The 15,757-nt window shown below is 69.9% G+C and carries 16 protein-coding genes; 14 read left to right on the forward strand and 2 right to left on the reverse strand.

Annotated features, from left to right (window positions below):
• Nucleotides 1–9: 9 nt before the first annotated feature.
• Nucleotides 10–1,833, forward strand: a complete 1,824-nt coding sequence (locus tag BJY22_RS36825) for a 5'-nucleotidase C-terminal domain-containing protein (RefSeq protein ID WP_167216326.1) — start codon at nucleotides 10–12, stop codon at nucleotides 1,831–1,833.
• Nucleotides 1,834–1,952: 119 nt separating this feature from the next.
• The gene (locus BJY22_RS36830; protein ID WP_202891436.1) at nucleotides 1,953–2,870 is read left to right on the forward strand and encodes a helix-turn-helix transcriptional regulator; all 918 of its coding nucleotides are present in this window, start codon (nucleotides 1,953–1,955) and stop codon (nucleotides 2,868–2,870) included.
• Between the two features lies 1 nt (nucleotide 2,871).
• On the opposite strand, the gene BJY22_RS36835 is transcribed toward BJY22_RS36830, so the two are convergent.
• Both BJY22_RS36835 and BJY22_RS36840 read right to left on the reverse strand, forming a co-directional pair.
• Nucleotides 2,872–3,414, reverse strand: a complete 543-nt coding sequence (locus BJY22_RS36835; protein ID WP_167216328.1) for a MerR family transcriptional regulator — start codon at nucleotides 3,412–3,414, stop codon at nucleotides 2,872–2,874.
• Between the two features lie 130 nt (nucleotides 3,415–3,544).
• Nucleotides 3,545–3,916 (reverse strand): hypothetical protein, encoded by a 372-nt coding sequence (locus BJY22_RS36840; protein WP_167216330.1) that lies wholly within the window; start codon nucleotides 3,914–3,916, stop codon nucleotides 3,545–3,547.
• A gap of 31 nt (nucleotides 3,917–3,947) precedes the next feature.
• On the opposite strand from BJY22_RS36840, the gene BJY22_RS36845 reads away from it, so the two are divergent.
• The 12 genes from BJY22_RS36845 to BJY22_RS36900 all read left to right on the forward strand — a co-directional run bounded on the left by BJY22_RS36845 (nucleotide 3,948) and on the right by BJY22_RS36900 (nucleotide 15,721).
• Complete coding sequence (locus BJY22_RS36845; RefSeq protein WP_337759754.1) at nucleotides 3,948–4,991, forward strand: pyridoxal-phosphate dependent enzyme; 1,044 nt, start codon at nucleotides 3,948–3,950, stop codon at nucleotides 4,989–4,991.
• An 87-nt stretch (nucleotides 4,992–5,078) separates the two neighbouring features.
• The gene (locus BJY22_RS36850) at nucleotides 5,079–6,293 is read left to right on the forward strand and encodes an MFS transporter (RefSeq protein WP_167216334.1); all 1,215 of its coding nucleotides are present in this window, start codon (nucleotides 5,079–5,081) and stop codon (nucleotides 6,291–6,293) included.
• Between the two features lie 35 nt (nucleotides 6,294–6,328).
• Entirely contained in the window at nucleotides 6,329–7,324 is a 996-nt protein-coding gene (locus BJY22_RS36855; protein ID WP_167216336.1) for a hydroxyacid dehydrogenase, read from the forward strand.
• Between the two features lie 217 nt (nucleotides 7,325–7,541).
• The gene (locus BJY22_RS36860; protein ID WP_337759755.1) at nucleotides 7,542–8,888 is read left to right on the forward strand and encodes a molybdopterin-dependent oxidoreductase; all 1,347 of its coding nucleotides are present in this window, start codon (nucleotides 7,542–7,544) and stop codon (nucleotides 8,886–8,888) included.
• A 67-nt stretch (nucleotides 8,889–8,955) separates the two neighbouring features.
• Nucleotides 8,956–9,621 (forward strand): fasciclin domain-containing protein, encoded by a 666-nt coding sequence (locus BJY22_RS36865; RefSeq protein WP_167216340.1) that lies wholly within the window; start codon nucleotides 8,956–8,958, stop codon nucleotides 9,619–9,621.
• 2 nt (nucleotides 9,622–9,623) lie between these two features.
• Nucleotides 9,624–10,262: an ECF RNA polymerase sigma factor SigK gene (gene sigK / locus BJY22_RS36870; RefSeq protein WP_167216342.1), complete on the forward strand. Its 639-nt coding sequence runs from the start codon at nucleotides 9,624–9,626 to the stop codon at nucleotides 10,260–10,262.
• The gene (locus BJY22_RS36875; RefSeq protein ID WP_167216344.1) at nucleotides 10,259–10,987 is read left to right on the forward strand and encodes an anti-sigma factor; all 729 of its coding nucleotides are present in this window, start codon (nucleotides 10,259–10,261) and stop codon (nucleotides 10,985–10,987) included. The genes sigK and BJY22_RS36875 overlap by 4 nt, the downstream gene beginning before the upstream one ends.
• Before the next feature lie 17 nt (nucleotides 10,988–11,004).
• The gene (locus BJY22_RS36880) at nucleotides 11,005–11,757 is read left to right on the forward strand and encodes a class I SAM-dependent methyltransferase (RefSeq protein ID WP_167216346.1); all 753 of its coding nucleotides are present in this window, start codon (nucleotides 11,005–11,007) and stop codon (nucleotides 11,755–11,757) included.
• 366 nt (nucleotides 11,758–12,123) lie between these two features.
• Nucleotides 12,124–12,564, forward strand: a complete 441-nt coding sequence (locus tag BJY22_RS36885) for a PaaI family thioesterase (protein WP_167216348.1) — start codon at nucleotides 12,124–12,126, stop codon at nucleotides 12,562–12,564.
• Nucleotides 12,565–12,660: 96 nt separating this feature from the next.
• Nucleotides 12,661–14,019 (forward strand): DHA2 family efflux MFS transporter permease subunit, encoded by a 1,359-nt coding sequence (locus BJY22_RS36890; RefSeq protein ID WP_337759756.1) that lies wholly within the window; start codon nucleotides 12,661–12,663, stop codon nucleotides 14,017–14,019.
• Nucleotides 14,016–14,966 carry a sigma-70 family RNA polymerase sigma factor gene (locus BJY22_RS36895; RefSeq protein ID WP_167216350.1) on the forward strand — a complete coding sequence of 317 codons (951 nt, stop codon included), beginning with the start codon at nucleotides 14,016–14,018 and terminating at the stop codon, nucleotides 14,964–14,966. The genes BJY22_RS36890 and BJY22_RS36895 overlap by 4 nt, the downstream gene beginning before the upstream one ends.
• Nucleotides 14,966–15,721: an isocitrate lyase/PEP mutase family protein gene (locus tag BJY22_RS36900; RefSeq protein ID WP_167216352.1), complete on the forward strand. Its 756-nt coding sequence runs from the start codon at nucleotides 14,966–14,968 to the stop codon at nucleotides 15,719–15,721. The genes BJY22_RS36895 and BJY22_RS36900 overlap by 1 nt, the downstream gene beginning before the upstream one ends.
• The last annotated feature ends 36 nt before the right edge of the window (nucleotides 15,722–15,757 follow it).

Genomic DNA, 15,757 nt, shown 5'->3' on the forward strand with positions numbered 1-15,757 from the left:
AGGTCTGCCGTGAACAGTCGGATCCGCCGCCGGACGTTCCTCACCACGACAGGTGCGATCGCCACCGCCACCGCGGTCGGTGACATCGCGTACGCCACGCCGCACGCCGTCGACGACGCCCCCGAGTACGTCGACGTGCAGTTGCTGAACATCACCGACCTGCACGGGTACCTGCAGCCGACGACGCCGAGCCAGGGCAGCGTGATCACCGGAGCCGGCGGCGTCCGGGTGACCGTCGGCGGGGTCGGGTACATGGCCACGCACCTGAAACGGCTGCGGGAGGGCCGGCGGAACTCGTTCTTCTTCTCGTCCGGCGACAACTTCAACGGCTGGCCGTTCGAGATCGACGCGCACGCCAACGAGCCGACGATCGAGGCACTCAACGCGTTGAAGCTGGACTTCAGCACGGTCGGGAACCACGAGCTCGACCACTCGGTCGAGTTCCTGGTCAACCACATGGAGCGCGGCGTCCCGTACCCGGTGAGTGGGCGCGACGACAACTTCGTCGACTCGACGGGGCACCGGTTCCAGGGCGCGAACTTCCGCTTCTACACCGCGAACATCGTGCACGCGGACACCGGCCGGACGATCGTGCCGCCGTACAACGTCGAATGGGTGGACGCGGGCGGCGGCCGGCGGCTCCCGATCGCGTTCATCCACCTGACCGTGGTCGGCTCCGAGGTCGGCTCCACGTCGTACCAGCCCGGACTGCGGTCACTGTCCGACCTCGAGCAGGCGAACAAACTGGCCGCCGAGCTCAAGCGCCGCGGCGTCAACGCGATCGTCATCAACATCCACGACGGCGGCGTCGCCGGGAACGACTACAACGCGGGCACGAACCCGTCCGGGCCGATCTTCCAGCTCGCCGCGAACGCGTCACCGGACATCGCCGCGATCGTGACCGGGCACTGGCACTGCCGGTTCAACATGATGGTCCCGGACCCGAACGGCGTACCGCGTCCGGTGGTCGAGGCCGGTAACCACGGGTCGTTGATCAACGAAATCAACCTCAAGCTGGACCCGCGGACCGGCGCGGTGATCCGTGAGCTCACCACGTCGACGAACCATGCGAACACCCGCGACGTACCGGTCGACGAGGAACTGCAGGACATCGCCGACTACTGGACCGCCCAGGGGAAGAAGCGCTACGCCACCCCGCTCGCCCGCATCACCGGCGACTTCACCCGCACGCTCAACGCGTCCGGCGAGAGCACGATGGGCAACCTGGCCGCGGACTTCGCGTACTGGGACGCGAACCGGACCCGGCACGGACGGGCGGACCTGGCGCTCATCTCGGTCAAACCCGTGTCCGGCTCCAACGCCCTGACCGGCGACCTGTTGTTTGCCAAGGGCACCAATGCCGCCGACGCCGACGGGACCGTGTTGTTCGGCGAGGCGTGGACCGCGTTCGGCTACGGCAACCCGATCCTGACGGTGACGCTGCCCGGCAGCCAGCTGCATGCCGCCTTCGAGGCGCAGTGGGTACCGCAAACCGACGGGACCGAGAAGTTCGCGCCGTTCGCCGTGTCGCACAACGTCAGCTACACCTATGACACGACCGAACCGATCGGCCGGCGGGTGGACCCGGCGTCGGTGCTGATCGACGGCAAGCCGCTCGACCTGACCCGCGACTACCGCGTCGCCGCGCTGGCCTACACCCTGATCGGCGGCGACGGCACGAAGGTCTTCGCCGGCTTCACCGATCCGGTCCGCAACGACCGGGACCACGAAGGGTTCATCGCCTACCTGCGCGCCCATCCGGTCCTCACGCCGTCGCCTCTCGGCCGCGCCCGCCCCGTGGGGATCCCGACGACGACCTCCGCCACGAACTGATCGGCCAACACCTCAGGGTCTGTCAGGTCTCGTATCTCGCGGTGTATTAGTACCGAATGACGCCTGCGCCGGCCGGAGTCCAACGGGACAGTGTTCGCAGCAATGGGCTCGAAGCGACGATGCAACTGCTGAACCAGGTCTATCCGAGCCGGGTGCGGCTGGTCGGCCGGCACCGGGACAACGGGTCGCTCGCGCTCAGTACGGCGGAGTGCGGCGGCGTCGGCGCCGACCGGTGCCGGATGGAGATGCGGTTCGACGCGCTGACCGACCCGTGGACCGACCTGACCGCGATCTGGCTCGTGAAGGGCCGGCTCGGCCTGGGTGACCGGACCGGCGAGCACGCCCTCACGGCCGGCGACAGCTTCCTGTACTCGGTCAAGGACGTCATGCAGTTCCGCGCCCAGCCGCTCGAACTGGTCGTGGTCCGGGTCGGGCAGGAGGACGTCGCGCGAGCGGCCTCGCGGCACTTCGGCGCCGTACCGGCCGATCTTTGGCCGACGGCCGGGCGGCCGGTGTCGCGGGCGATGAACACGCACTGGCAGGTCCTCACCGGCTTCGTGCGCAAGACGCTCGCCTCGGCTCCGTCCGTCGCCGAACATCCGCTGGTGGCCGGCCAGCTGGTCGAGTACGTCGCGGCGTCGATGCTCGCGGTCTTCCCGAACGCCACGATGCAGCTGTCCCACGTCCCGTCACCGGGCGCCGTCGGTACGGCGACCCTGCGCCGGGCTGTCGCGTACGTCGACGAGAACGCGGGCCTGCCGATCACGGTCGAGGACATCGCGACGGCGGCCGGTACGAGTGCGCGGGCGCTGCAGTACGCGTTTCGCCGGCACCTCGCGTGTACGCCGCGAGAGTACGTGCGCCGGGTCCGGCTCGAGCGAGCGCATCGTGACCTCCAGGACGCGGACCCGACCTGCGGCGACACCGTGGCGGCGATCGCGCTGCGTTGGGGGTTCACGTCGACCGGCTGGTTCGGCAGGCATTACCGGGCCGCGTACGGACGCGCGCCGGGCGAGACGCTCCGCGAGAACGGCTGAGTCACGCCTTGCTCGGGACGGGGCGACGCGTGGCGAGCACCGACGAGACTTCGTGCCGGTAGACCGGTCGAGCCACATCGCAGGTGTGCGTGAGCTGCCGGTGCCGCAGCATCCGCTGGACCTCGTCGACGCCCACGCCGAGCGCGCTCGCGGCGGTCGACAGCGTCAGCCAGCCCTCGCGCAGGCGGGCCAGCACCTCCACGTCGTCACGGCGCAGCGGCAGCTCCTTGCCGTGGGCCGCAAGCAGTCCGGACGAGATCAGCCGTCGTACGCCGGTCTGGCCGAGGCCCAGCACTACGCCCGCCTCCGCCACCGACATCCACTGGTCGAGACCGGACCGCACCACGTCGGACAGCAGCAGCCGGCGGTGCGCGCGCGATCGTGCGGGCAGGTGACCGGCACGGACCAGCGCGGCGACGCGCTGCGGCGGGACCTCCAGCAGGACCGCGGCCTGCGCCGTGGTGATCAGCGGGTCGTCGACCATCAGCGGTTCACCGAGCAACTCGGCCAACCGGGCTCGGTACTCCCGGGCCAGTGTCTCCATCGCAGCCACCCCCACACGCCGTCGAGCGCGCCGGCGAGAACACGCTCTGTGCCTGATTGATGCATGCGCGGACCTGGAGCGCCAGCGGGACTTTCGCCTGCCGGAGCGCGACTTCGGAAACCGGCACGCCTCAGGCGCCGGCCGCCCTGCTCTTGATCTGGAGACCAGGACGCCGACGATGGACGGTCAGGTACGACAGACCGCTCGCGCCCGCGGTGAGATCCCGGGCCGCGCCGTGCGGGAGCCACACGAGGTTGCCTGCGGCAACGTGTTGCGGACCGGCCGCCGTACCGAAGATCCCGTCGCCCGAGACGACCACCAGCACGACATCGAGGTCCGGCTCCACATGGGTATCGATCCGGCGGCCGGCCGGCAGGTGCACCAGGTTGGCGTCCAGCTGACGGTCCGGCTCCGCGAGCCGCCACCGCGCACCGGACTCCAGTGCGGGGTCGTCGGCGAGTGCGTGCAGGTCGGCGAGAACGCGCGGCACCGGCTGATCCATGGCGGCAACAGTAGTCGTGGAGACTTGGACGGTGACGAGCAGACCGTGGGCGACCAATCCCGAGGCTGGGTCCTGGGTCGCGCCCGGCGTCCGGGAGTCCGCGCTCGCGTTCCATCAGAGCATGCCCGGGTACGCCGCGACGCCGCTGATCGAGCTGCCTGCGCTCGCGGCGGAGCTGGGCGTCGAACGCCTGTGGGTGAAGGACGAGTCGAACCGCTTCGGCCTGCCCGCATTCAAGGTGCTCGGCGCGTCCTGGGCGGTCAACCGCGCGCTCGGGCCGGCCCGGACGTTCGCCGAGCTGACGGCGCTCGTCGCGGGCAGGCCGCTCACGCTGGTCACGGCGACGGACGGGAACCACGGCCGCGCGCTCGCCTATCTCGCCCGGATACTCGGGCTCGCGGCGCGCATCTACGTCCCCGCCGGTCTGTCCGAGGGTGTTGTCCAGGCGATCCGCGACGAGGGCGCGTCCGTCGTCGACACTGGCCGGGCGTACGACGACGCGGTACGGATCGCCGCCGCGAGTGCGCGCGCGAACGACGTACTGATCCAGGACACCGCCTGGCCCGGCTACGAGGATGTGCCCCGGTGGATCGTCGCCGGGTACTCGACCCTGTTCGCGGAGCTCGACGGGCAGCTGCCGTTCGACCCAGGTCTGATCGTGGTCCCCACCGGCGTCGGCTCACTGCTCCAGTCCGCGATCGAGCACTACCGCTCACCGGGCCGCCGTACGACGATCCTCGCGGCCGAACCGGTCACCGCCGCCTGCGTGACCACGTCCCTCGCCGCCGGCCGCCCGATCACCGTCGACACCTCGGCCCCCACGATCATGTCCGGCCTGAACTGCGGCACGGTCTCGACCACCGCCTGGCCGGCCATCCGCCAGGGCCTCGACGCCGCGATCGCCGTCACCGACACCGAGACCCGCGCCGCCCTGTCCCTCCTCCACACCCACAACGTCCCCGCCGGCCCCTGCGGCGCCGCCTCCCTGGCCGCCCTCCGAACCGCCCCTCCCCCCGACCCCACACCGCCCACCGTCGTCCTCCTCAGCACCGAGGGCACCACCGAGCCGTCCTGACCATCTGTGATCACAGATGGCTGGTTCTTGGCAGATTTGATCAGATTCCTCTTGCCGCGAGGGAGGCGCTCGGGGTGAGATGGGTGAATGACAGAAACGCGACCCATTGATGTCTCGGGGCCGGGGCGGAGCTTCTCGAACCGTCCGTTCATCTGGCTGGCGGTCGCGACGTTCTCGATGGGGATCGACGGCTACGTGCTGGCCGGTCTGCTGCCGCAGATCGCGGGCGACCTGGACGTCACCCCGGCGGCCGCGGGCCAGCTGATGTCGGTGTTCGCGTTCACGGCCGCGCTGGCCGGCCCCGTCCTCGGCACGTTCACGTCCCGGTGGGAACGCCGTACGACGATCGTGCTGTCGCTGGGAGTGTTCGTCCTCGGCAACGTGATCGTCGGGATCGCGACGAACTACCCGATCGCGCTCAGCGGCCGGGTGATCGCGGCGCTCGGCGGGAGCCTGCTGAACGCGGCCGTCACCGGGTACGTGATCGCGCTGACGCCGGCCGAGCACCACGGCAAGGCGCTGTCGTTCATCCTCGGCGGCTGGATGACAGCGACCGCGCTCGGCGTACCGATCGGTCTGGTCATCGGGCAGTCGAGCTGGCGGCTGCCGATGATCCTGGTCGCGGTGGTCGGCACGATCGCGCTCATCGGCATCATGCTCCGGCTGCCACACCTGCATCTTCCAGGCGGGACGCTCGTCGACCGGCTCAGGCCGCTCGGCCAGCCACGGCTGGTCGCGGGTCTGCTGATCACCACCGGGATCCTGTGCGGCAGCTACGCCTGCTTCACGTACGCGACGCTGATCCTCGGGCCGCACTTCAAGGCCGAGTGGGCGATTGTCGCGATCATGTTCGGCTACGGCGTCGCGAGCATGGCCGGCAACGCGGTGACGGGACGCCTGGTCGACAAGTTCAGCGCGATCCGGGTCCTGACGATCGTCCTGGTCGGCCTGCTGCTGAACGCCGTACTGGGCATGGTCGCGTTGATGGTCGCCCCGCTCGTCGTCGCGGCGGTCTGGAGCCTGGTCTGGTTCTTCGCGGCCGGTGTCGGCAACGGCGGCGCCGCCGTACCGCAGCAGGCCCGGCTGGCGACGATGGCACCGGACTCCGCCGCGATCGTGATGGCGCTGAACGGCAGCGCGATCTCCCTCGGCTCCGCCCTCGGCAGCGGCCTCGGCGGCGTCGCCCTGACCGCGGGCTCGTCGGCCAACGGCCTGCTCGGAGTGTCCGCGGCGATTCTGGCCGTCACCGTCGTCCTGCACCTGCTCGTCACCCGCGCATCGCGCCGCGCCACCGGATCGTGACCCGCACGGCGTTGGTCGGCGCTTAGGATTCGGTCATGGCCGAAAAACTGCGGATCGTGCTGGCGGCGACGCCGGCGTACCGGGAGATGGTGTTCGCGCCGGAGGTCGTGGCGCGGCTGGAGGCGCTCGGGGAGGTCGTCGTACTGGACGATCCGGGGGACGCCGACGCGTTGCGGGCCGCCTTGCCCGGGACCGACGTACTGATCACGTCGTGGGGTGCGGCGCCGCTGACCGCGGACGTGCTGGACCGGGCGGATCGGTTGACGTTGATCGCGCACAGTGCCTCGTCGGTGAAGCATTTCGTCACCGACGAGGTGTTCCGGCGCGGGCTGCGGCTCACGCAGGCGGGTCAGGCGATGGCGCTGCCGGTGGCGGAGGTGTCGCTCGCGTTCACGCTGAGCATGCTGCATCGGATCCAGCGCTTCGACCATGCGATGCACGCCGGCGCGTGGCGGGACGACGTACCTCCGCAGCACGGCCTGACGGCGTCCCGGATCGGTGTCGTCGGCGCGTCCCGGACCGGTGTCGAGTACATCCGCATGGTGGTCGCGCTCGGCGCCGAGGTGGTGGTGTACGACCCTTATCTCACCGACGATCGCGCCCGGGAGCTCGGCGTACGGCGGACCGACCTGGACGACCTGCTCCGCACCAGCCGGGTCGTGGCGCTGCACGCGCCGACGCTTCCCGAGACGCACCACATGATCGGCGCGCGGGAGCTCGCACTGATGCCCGACGGCGCGGCCCTCGTCAACACCGCCCGCTCCTGGCTGGTCGACATGTCCGCCCTGCTGAACGAACTCCGCTCGGGGCGCCTAGACGCCGCCCTCGACGTGTTCGACGAGGAGCCGCTGCCGGCCGACAGCCCGTTCCGCGGCCTTCCGAACGTCCTCCTCATGCCCCACCAGGCCGCAGCCACAGTCGAGTGCTACTTCGAGATGGGCGAAATCACCACCGACGAAATCGAACGCCACGCCTCCGGCCGCCCCCTCCAGTACGAACTCACCGAAGCAGCCCTGACCCGCATGGGCTGATCAGTTCTTCTCCTTCAGCACGACCCATCCGGGAGCGCTGTGGCGCCGAACCTGGTCCATGGACAGGAGACTGGGTGCTGTTGGTGGGGTGGTTGCGGCTGGGGTGGCGTTGGCGGTTGGGTATCTCGTTACGGGGCTGACGGGTGGGCCTTGGCCGGTTGATGCCGTCGGCGTACAGGTCATCGACTGGGCTCCGGGGCCGGTGAAGGACTGGGCTGTGCGCACGCTGGGCACCGCCGATCGGCCGTTGCTGCGGGTCGGCATCTGCGGTGTGCTCGTTGTCGTCGCCGCGATCGCCGGGGTGATCGGCGCCCGGGGGTACCGGCGGGCGGCGATCGGGATCGCCGGTGGCCTCGGCGTGGTCGGGCTCGTCTTCGCGGCGGGCAGCCGATCCGCCGCGGGAAGTCTCGCAGAACGGTTGCTGCCAGCAACAGTCACCTTCGTCGTCGCCGTGGTCGCGATGGCACTGGTGATCCACCGCCCACGGTCGGCAGCCCCGCAATCTGAAGGTTTCGACCGTCGCAAGTTCCTGCTCACGGTGTCCGCGCTGGTCGTGGTCGGCGCTGGAGCAGCCGGCGCCGCGCGGGTCGCCGGAGGGTCCGGGCAGGAGTTGCGGGCCCGCATCCGCGTACCCCGGCCGACCGACCCAGCGGGACCGCTGCGCGCGAGCATCGACGTACCCGGCATCAGCCCGTTCACGACGCCGAACGGCAAGTTCTACCGCGTCGACACCCTCCTCCAGGTCCCGCGAATCGACCCGCGCGACTGGGAGCTGCGGATCCACGGACTTGTCGACAAAGAGCTCCGGCTGTCCTTCGACGACCTGGTCCGGCGCCGCCTGATCGAGCGCGACATCACGCTGACCTGCGTCTCCAACGAGGTCGGCGGTCCGTACGTCGGCAACGCCCGCTGGATCGGTGTGCCGATCGCGGACATCCTGCGCGAGGCCGGCGTACGGCAAGGCGCCGACGCGGTGAAGTCCACCAGTGTCGACGGCCTCACCATCGGTACCCCGCTCGCCGCGCTCACCGACGGCCGGGACGCGCTCTTCGCCGTCGCGATGAACGGTGAACCGCTGCCGTTCGACCACGGTTTCCCGGTCCGGATGGTCGTGCCCGGCCTGTACGGGTACGTCTCCGCGACCAAGTGGATCGTCGACTTCGAGGTCACCAGGTTCCGCGACTTCAGCGCGTACTGGACCGATCGCGGCTGGTCCGTCGAGGCGCCGATCAAGACGTCCGCGCGGATCGACGTACCGAAAGGCTTCGCGACTGTGCCCGCGGGGCCCGCGATCGCCGCCGGCGTCGCGTGGGCGCAGCGCCGCGGCATCGGCAAGGTCGAGGTCCGGGTCGACGACGGCCCGTGGCAGCCGGCCCGCCTCGCACCGGTCGACAGCACCGACACCTGGCGCCAGTGGACGTTCCGCTGGAACGCGACCCCCGGCACGCACAAGCTCACCGTCCGCGCCGCCGACGGCACGGGCCGGCTCCAGACCGACCGCCCGGCGCCACCACGCCCGAACGGGTCGAGCGGCCTGCACAACACGATCGTGATGGTCGAGTGACCCATCCGGTCCGCGAGCGGCCCCGAAGTACTCCCATCAGCAACCTCCTCAGAAAAGAGATCACGTCATGTCCAAGCACCTCGCCCGCGCCGGTCTCGCAGCCACCGCAGTCGTCCTCGCACTGACCGCCTCCGCCTGCGGTGGTGACGACACGACCAGCTCGAGCGGATCCGCAGGCAGCACGACGAGCAGCAGTACGACGACCAGCAGCACGCCCTCGACTACGAGCGATGCGTCCACAGGCCTGGTCGGCCCGGGATGCGCCGACTACGCGAAGGCCAACCCCTCCGGCGCCGGATCGATCGACGGGATGGCGGCCGCACCGGTCGCGACCGCGGCCTCCGGCAACCCGCTGCTGAAGACCCTGGTCGCGGCCGTCTCCGGGAAGCTCAACCCGAAGGTCGACCTGGTCTCGACGCTGAACGGCAGCGAGTTCACCGTCTTCGCCCCGGTCGACGCCGCGTTCGCAAAGATCCCGGCCGCCACGGTCAACACTCTGAAGTCCAACGACGCGCTGCTGACCAAGATCCTCACGTACCACGTGGTCGCCGGTCAGCTCGACCCGACCGCGGTCGTCGGCAAGCACCCGACGGTGGAGAAGCAGGAGGTCACGGTCACCGGCTCGGGCGACAGCCTGAAGGTGAACGGCGCCAACGTGATCTGCGGAGGTGTGAAGACCGCGAACGCTACGGTGTATCTCATCGACTCCGTTCTGATGCCTCCGGCCAGCTGATCGTGACTGAACCCACTTCGCTTCCCTGGCCCGCCGGATCCTCCCGATCCGGCGGTGCTTCGGGACGCACCACCGACGGCGACCTGCTGGCGCTCACCGCCACAGGTGACACTGCCGCGTTCAGCACCCTCTACGACCGCGTCGCCCCCTGGGTGTTCGGTCTGGTACGGCGGATCCTGCGCAACCCCGCCCAGTCCGAGGAAGTGACCCAGGAGGTCATGCTCGACATCTGGCGCACCGCGACCCGGTACGACGCCGGCCGCGGCTCGGCGCACGCCTGGATCCTGACCATCGCGCACCGCCGCGCGGTCGACCGGGTCCGCTCCGAACAGGCCGCCGCCGACCGCACCGAGCGGGCCGGCGCCTGGTCCGCCGAGGTCGACTTCGACCAGGTGGCCGACACGGTCAGCACGCGCCTGGAGGCCGAGCAGGTACGCCGTTGCCTCGGCACCCTGACCGAACTGCAACGGGAATCCATCGAGCTCGCGTACTACAACGGCTACACCTACCCCGAAGTGGCCCAGCAGCTCGGCGCCAAGCTTCCGACCATCAAAGCGAGAATGCGCGACGGCCTGATCCGCCTCCGCGACTGCCTCGGAACCACACAGACCAGATCCTGGTCGGAGGGGCAACGGCCGTGACGGACCAGACGGAACCCGACGTGCACACCCTCACCGGCCCGTACGTGCTCGACGCCCTCCCCGACGACGAGCGGGCCCGCTTCGAGGCGCACCTCGCCGAGTGCGCGTTCTGCACCACCGAGGTCGCCGAACTCCGCACCGCCGCGGTCAAGCTGGCCACGCAGGTCTCCACGCCGCCACCTCCCGCGCTCAAGGCGAGGGTGATGTCGGCGATCGAGGACGTTCGCCAGCTGCCCCCGGTCGTGGCCGGTCAGCCGCCGACGGCGGTACGGCGTCGCATCGGGCGTCGCTCCGTGTTCGCGCTCGCCGCAGCGGCCGCCGCGGTCGCGCTCAGCGGTGGGATCGCGATCGACCAGTACCGGGACCGCACCGCGGCCGAGCGCGCGAACCAGCAGGTCGCCGCCGTCCTGGCGCAGCCCGACGCACGGACCGTCCACGGCACGATCCAGGGCGGTGGCCAGGCCACGGTCGTCGTGTCCGCACAGGCCGACAAGTCGGTCGTCGTACTGCGGGATCTCCCGGAGCTCCCCGCCGACCGGACCTGGCAGCTCTGGATGATCGATTCCGGACAGACCGCCCACTCGGTCGGCCTGGCCACCGGTGACCTCACCCAGGTCATCACCGGCTCCACCGCGGGAATGACAGCCTTCGGCCTCACCATCGAACCGACGGGCGGCTCCCGGACCCCGACCCTCCCGGCTGCTGCGATGATCCAGCTGGCCTAACTACTGGGGGAGCTTCGATGAGTGATGCGTTCTACTCGCACGCGAGGCTGTACGACCTGATGTTCCCGGGCGGCGGGCCCGGAGTCGACTTCTACCGGGCCGACGTCGATCGGCAAGGCGGACGCGTCCTGGAACTCGGGTGCGGCACCGGGCACAAGCTGATCCCCATCGCGTCCGACGGACATCCGTGCGTCGGCCTGGACTTCTCGTCAGACATGCTGGCGGAGGCGCGCCGCAAGGCGAGCGAGCGCGGTGTAGCGGTGGAATGGATGCAGGGCGACATGCGGGACTTCGACCTGGGCCGCACCTTCGACTTCGTGTTCATCACAGCCAATTCATTGCTGCATCTGCATGAGGCTGATGATCTGGTGAGCTGCTTCCGGTCGGTCCGACGACACCTGGCACCTGGAGCACGGTTCGTCTTCGACGTCTTCAACCCGAGCGTGAGCCACCTTGCCCAAGCCGATGGCGTGCGGCGCACCCGGGAGTCGTTGTCGTTCAGGGATCCTGACCGTGGCAACGTCAGTGTCGACGTCGCTGAGATCTACGATGCGCCCGCGCAAGTCACCCGCGCGACGTGGTACCTCTCGACCGACTCCGAGCCCGATTTCGTCGTCGCACCGCTCGAAATCAGGAGCATCTTCCCGCAGGAGCTGCCGCTGCTCCTCTCCCTCGGCGGCCTTCGTCTCGCCGAGCGCTTCGGCGACTGGTCCGGCCGGCCATTCACCGTGGATTCGCCCCTCCAACTCTGCATCTGCAAGCCCGCGTAACCGAAGGCAAGAGCACAGCCTCGGTCAAGCAAATTTGCCCTGGCGAACGACACGCATCCCGCACCCGTCGACGGGCTTTTACCCCCAATGGCAGGTTATGTCACCGGTCGCGCGCTGTAACCCGCCGACGGGCATACAACCTGCTACCGGTGCCCTCAGCAACCAACTGGCATCCATGGATCCAGGTTGAGCGCTGATCGCGCCGTCACCACCGTCACTGCGGATGCCCTGTCACGGACGCACCGAAGCCAGCCACCATCCAACCCCATATCTTTCCTTTCATATCTTCTTTCCTTCTTTCTTCTCTACCCCACTTCTCTCCTCCTCCCTCTCCTCCCGTCCGGTCGGGCTAGTAATCTCCGCGGCATGGAGCAGGCTGCTGGTGAGGTGCGGGAGCGGGTTCAGGCGAGTTTCGACCGGCAGGGGTTGATGGCGCATCTCGGGGCGCGGATCTCGCACATCGGGCCGGGTGAGGTGCACATCGAGCTGCCGAGCCGGCCGGAGGTGACGCAGCAGCACGGGTACTTCCACGCGGGCGCGACCAGCTCGATCGCGGACAGCGCCGGTGGGTACGCGGCGTTCACGCTGTTCCCGGAGCGTACGTCGGTGCTCACGGTCGAGTTCAAGATCAACCTGCTCGCCCCGGCCGAGGGCGACCGGCTGCGGGCGATCGGTTCCGTGATCAAGCCCGGCCGCACCCTGACGATCTGCCGCCTCGAGGTCTTCGCACTTACCGGCGACCAGCGCACCCTGATCGCCACCGGCCAGCAAACCCTCATCCAGATCGAGTCCCGCCCGGAGCGCTGAAACTCGTACTCATCGCAGCGATGAGTTCGGCCCGGCTCGCCGGTCTGTAGTGGTGTGAAGCAAACCTCTGGACGAACTACCGGGCAACAACGATGGGTGCTGGGGCTGACCTCGCTCGGGTCGGTGATGGTGGCTTTGGATGTTCTCGTGGTGGCCGCCGCGCTGACCACGATCCGGGGTGATCTCGGCGCGTCGGCCGAGCAGTTGGAGTGGACGGTCAACGCCTACGGCCTGAGTTTCGCGATGCTTCTGATGACGGCCGCCGCGCTCGGCGACCGTCTGGGCCGGCGGCGGACCTACGCGGTCGGTCTGGCACTGTTCACCGCCGCGTCCGTGGCCTGCGCGCTCGCCACGTCGCTGCCGTTCCTGATCGCGGCGCGCGCCGCCCAGGGGGTCGGGGCGGCGATCGTGATGCCGCTGGCGATGGGCCTGCTGGGCGCGGCGTTCCCGCCGGAGCGGCGCGGTCAGGCGATCGGCGTGTTCAGCGGCGTGACCGGTCTTGCCGTCCTCGGCGGGCCGCTGATCGGCGGCGCGGTGACCGAAGGTCTGTCGTGGCAGTGGATCTTCTGGATCAACGTGCCGATCGGCGTGATCGCGATCGCGTTGGTACTGACGAAGATCCCGGAGAGCACCGGCCCCGCCCGGCGGCTGGACCTGGCCGGCGCGGTGCTGATCAGTCTCGCCGTACTCGGGCTGGTCTGGGGCATTGTGCGCGGCGCGACGGCCGGCTGGACGAGCGGCGAGGTCCTCGGCGCGTTCGCGATCGGGGTCGTGATGCTGGTCGCGTTCGGGTTGTGGGAACGGCGTACGGACCACGCGATGGTGCCGTTGACGTTCTTCCGGAACCGGACGTTCACGGCGGCGAACTCGGCCGGGTTCTTCCTTAGTGCGGCGCTGTTCAGCGCGGTCTTCTTCTTGTCGCAGTACATGCAGGCCGTGCTCGGCTCGGCGCCGTTCGAGGCCGGTCTGCAGTTGCTGCCGTGGACGGCGACACTGTTCGTGGTCGGCCCGATCGCCGGACGGCTCGTCGACCGTGTCGGTGAGCGTCCACTGGTCGTGATCGGTATGGCGCTGCAGACCGCCGGCATGTTCTGGGTCAGCCGCGGCGCCGACGGCTACTCCGGGCTCGTCCTGCCGCTCGTGGTGACGGGCTGCGGCATCTCCCTCGCGATGCCCGCGGCGCAGAGCGCGGCGATGGCGGCGCTGCCCCGCGAGGCGGTCGGGATCGCGTCCGGCATCTACAGCATGAACCGCCAGCTCGGCGGCGCCGCCGGTGTCGCCGTTCTCGGATCGGTGTTCACGGCGGCCGGCGGTTACACCGGTGACGGATTCGCGCGGGCACTCGCCGGCTGCGGCGTACTGTCGTTGCTCGGGGCGGTCTCGGGGCTTGCCGTCGCGGCTCGCCGTCGTACCGGCGAGCATGTCACGACGAAGGTGGTGGAAGGGGTCCGATGAACCTCGAGGAGGAGTTCGCGCAGCATCGGGGCGAGTTGGTGGCGCACTGCTACCGGATGCTCGGCTCGTTGCACGACGCCGAGGACGCGGTCCAGGAGACGTACCTGCGCGCCTGGCGTGGTCACGCGGACTTCGAGCACCGTTCGACGGTCCGGACCTGGCTGTACCGGATCGCCACCAACGTGTGCCTGAACCTCCTGCAGCACAGCAGCCGGCGGGTCGTCCCGTCGGCGCTCGGTGCCCCGGGCAACGATCCGGACGACTTGCACGCCCACGCACTCGAGGTGCCCTGGCTGGAGCCGTTCCCGGACCAGCTGCTCGGGGCCGACCCTGCCACGGTCGTCGGCGACCGGCAGAGCCTGCGGCTGGCGATGGTTGCCGCGATGCAACATCTGCCGCCGCGACAGCGCGCCGTACTGATCCTGCGCGAGGTGCTCACCTGGCCGGCCGCGGATGTCGCGTCGATGCTCGACACCACGACGGCCGCGGTGAACAGCTCGCTGCAACGGGCACGGGCCGAGCTGGCCCGGCTGCGGCCGCGTGAGGAGGAGCTGAGCGAGCCGCACGAACCGTTGCGGCGGGCGTTGCTCGACCAGTTCCAGGCCGCGATGGAGAGCAAGGACCTGGTCGTCCTGGAAGGGCTCTTCGCCGAGAACGCGCGCTGGGAGATGCCGCCGATCCCGGACTGGTTCAGCGGGCGTGTCGACGTACTGCGCCTGCTCGACTCGAAACTGCAGCCGGGTCCGGACCGGCGCGTCCTGGTCGAGACGTCGGCGAACGGCCAGCCGGCGTTCGCGCTCTACATCCGCGGCGCGGACGGCCAGTTCCACGCGCACTCCATCAAGGTGCTGACGCTGGCGAAGGACGCCGTGTCGGCCGTGATGGGTTTCCACCAACCTGCTCTTTTCCCAGCCTTCGGGCTGCCTCTGATCCATGGGAGATCTTGATGTCTTTGGCAACTACTCTGCGGGAACTGCACGTTCCCGGGACTCCGCTCGTCGTACCGAACGCCTGGGACGCGGCGTCGGCCCGGCTCGTCGAGGCGGCCGGGTTCCCCGCGGTCGCGACCAGCAGCAACGCGACGGCTGCCGTGCTCGGGTACGACGACGGCGAGCACGCACCGGTCGAGGACGTGCTGACCGCGGCGGCCCGGATCGCGCGCGCCGTTTCCGTCCCGGTCACGGTCGACTTCGAACGCGGGTACCGGCTGGCGCCGGCCGAGCTGGTGGAGCGCTTCGCCGCCACCGGAGCCGTCGGGCTGAATCTCGAGGACTCCGACCCGGCGACCGGGCAGCTGGTCGATCCGGCCGAGCAGGCCGACTTCCTGGCCGCGGTGCGGGCCGCGGCGGGCGACGCGCTGGTGATCAACGCCCGGACCGACGCGTTCCTCCGGCAGGCCGGTACCGCGGAGGAGCAGGTCGAGACCACGCTCGACCGCGCCGCGCGGTACCTGGACGCCGGCGCCGACTGCGTCTACCCGATCGGTACCGGCGACCTGGACGTGATCGCGACACTCGCCACGCAGATCGACGGCCCGGTGAACGTCGCCTACGGGCAGGGCGCACATTCGGTCGCCGATTACGCGACGCGCGGCGTGGCCCGGGTCAGCTTCGGACCGATGTTCCAGCGGCACCTGTACGGAATGTTCGCCGGAAGCGTACTTCCCGCGCTGCAAGCGGACCGGAATCCGTTTGCCGGATGACCTCTGGCCAGGCCCTGTGTGTAATCCACGGGATCG

The sequence above is a fragment of the Kribbella shirazensis genome, from assembly GCF_011761605.1.
GTDB classification, from domain to species: domain Bacteria; phylum Actinomycetota; class Actinomycetes; order Propionibacteriales; family Kribbellaceae; genus Kribbella; species Kribbella shirazensis.

Bases quoted from the DNA above. Each gene is read 5' to 3' on its own strand.
- BJY22_RS36885 (WP_167216348.1), top strand. From the start codon at position 12,124: ATGGAGCAGGCTGCTGGTGAGGTGCGGGAGCGGGTTCAGGCGAGTTTC.
- BJY22_RS36865 (WP_167216340.1), top strand. From the start codon at position 8,956: ATGTCCAAGCACCTCGCCCGCGCCGGTCTCGCAGCCACCGCAGTCGTC.
- BJY22_RS36855 (WP_167216336.1), top strand. From the start codon at position 6,329: ATGGCCGAAAAACTGCGGATCGTGCTGGCGGCGACGCCGGCGTACCGG.
- BJY22_RS36830 (WP_202891436.1), top strand. From the start codon at position 1,953: ATGCAACTGCTGAACCAGGTCTATCCGAGCCGGGTGCGGCTGGTCGGC.
- BJY22_RS36895 (WP_167216350.1), top strand. From the start codon at position 14,016: ATGAACCTCGAGGAGGAGTTCGCGCAGCATCGGGGCGAGTTGGTGGCG.
- BJY22_RS36900 (WP_167216352.1), top strand. From the start codon at position 14,966: ATGTCTTTGGCAACTACTCTGCGGGAACTGCACGTTCCCGGGACTCCG.
- BJY22_RS36840 (WP_167216330.1), bottom strand. From the start codon at position 3,916: ATGGATCAGCCGGTGCCGCGCGTTCTCGCCGACCTGCACGCACTCGCC.
- BJY22_RS36850 (WP_167216334.1), top strand. From the start codon at position 5,079: ATGACAGAAACGCGACCCATTGATGTCTCGGGGCCGGGGCGGAGCTTC.
- BJY22_RS36835 (WP_167216328.1), bottom strand. From the start codon at position 3,414: ATGGAGACACTGGCCCGGGAGTACCGAGCCCGGTTGGCCGAGTTGCTC.
- BJY22_RS36880 (WP_167216346.1), top strand. From the start codon at position 11,005: ATGAGTGATGCGTTCTACTCGCACGCGAGGCTGTACGACCTGATGTTC.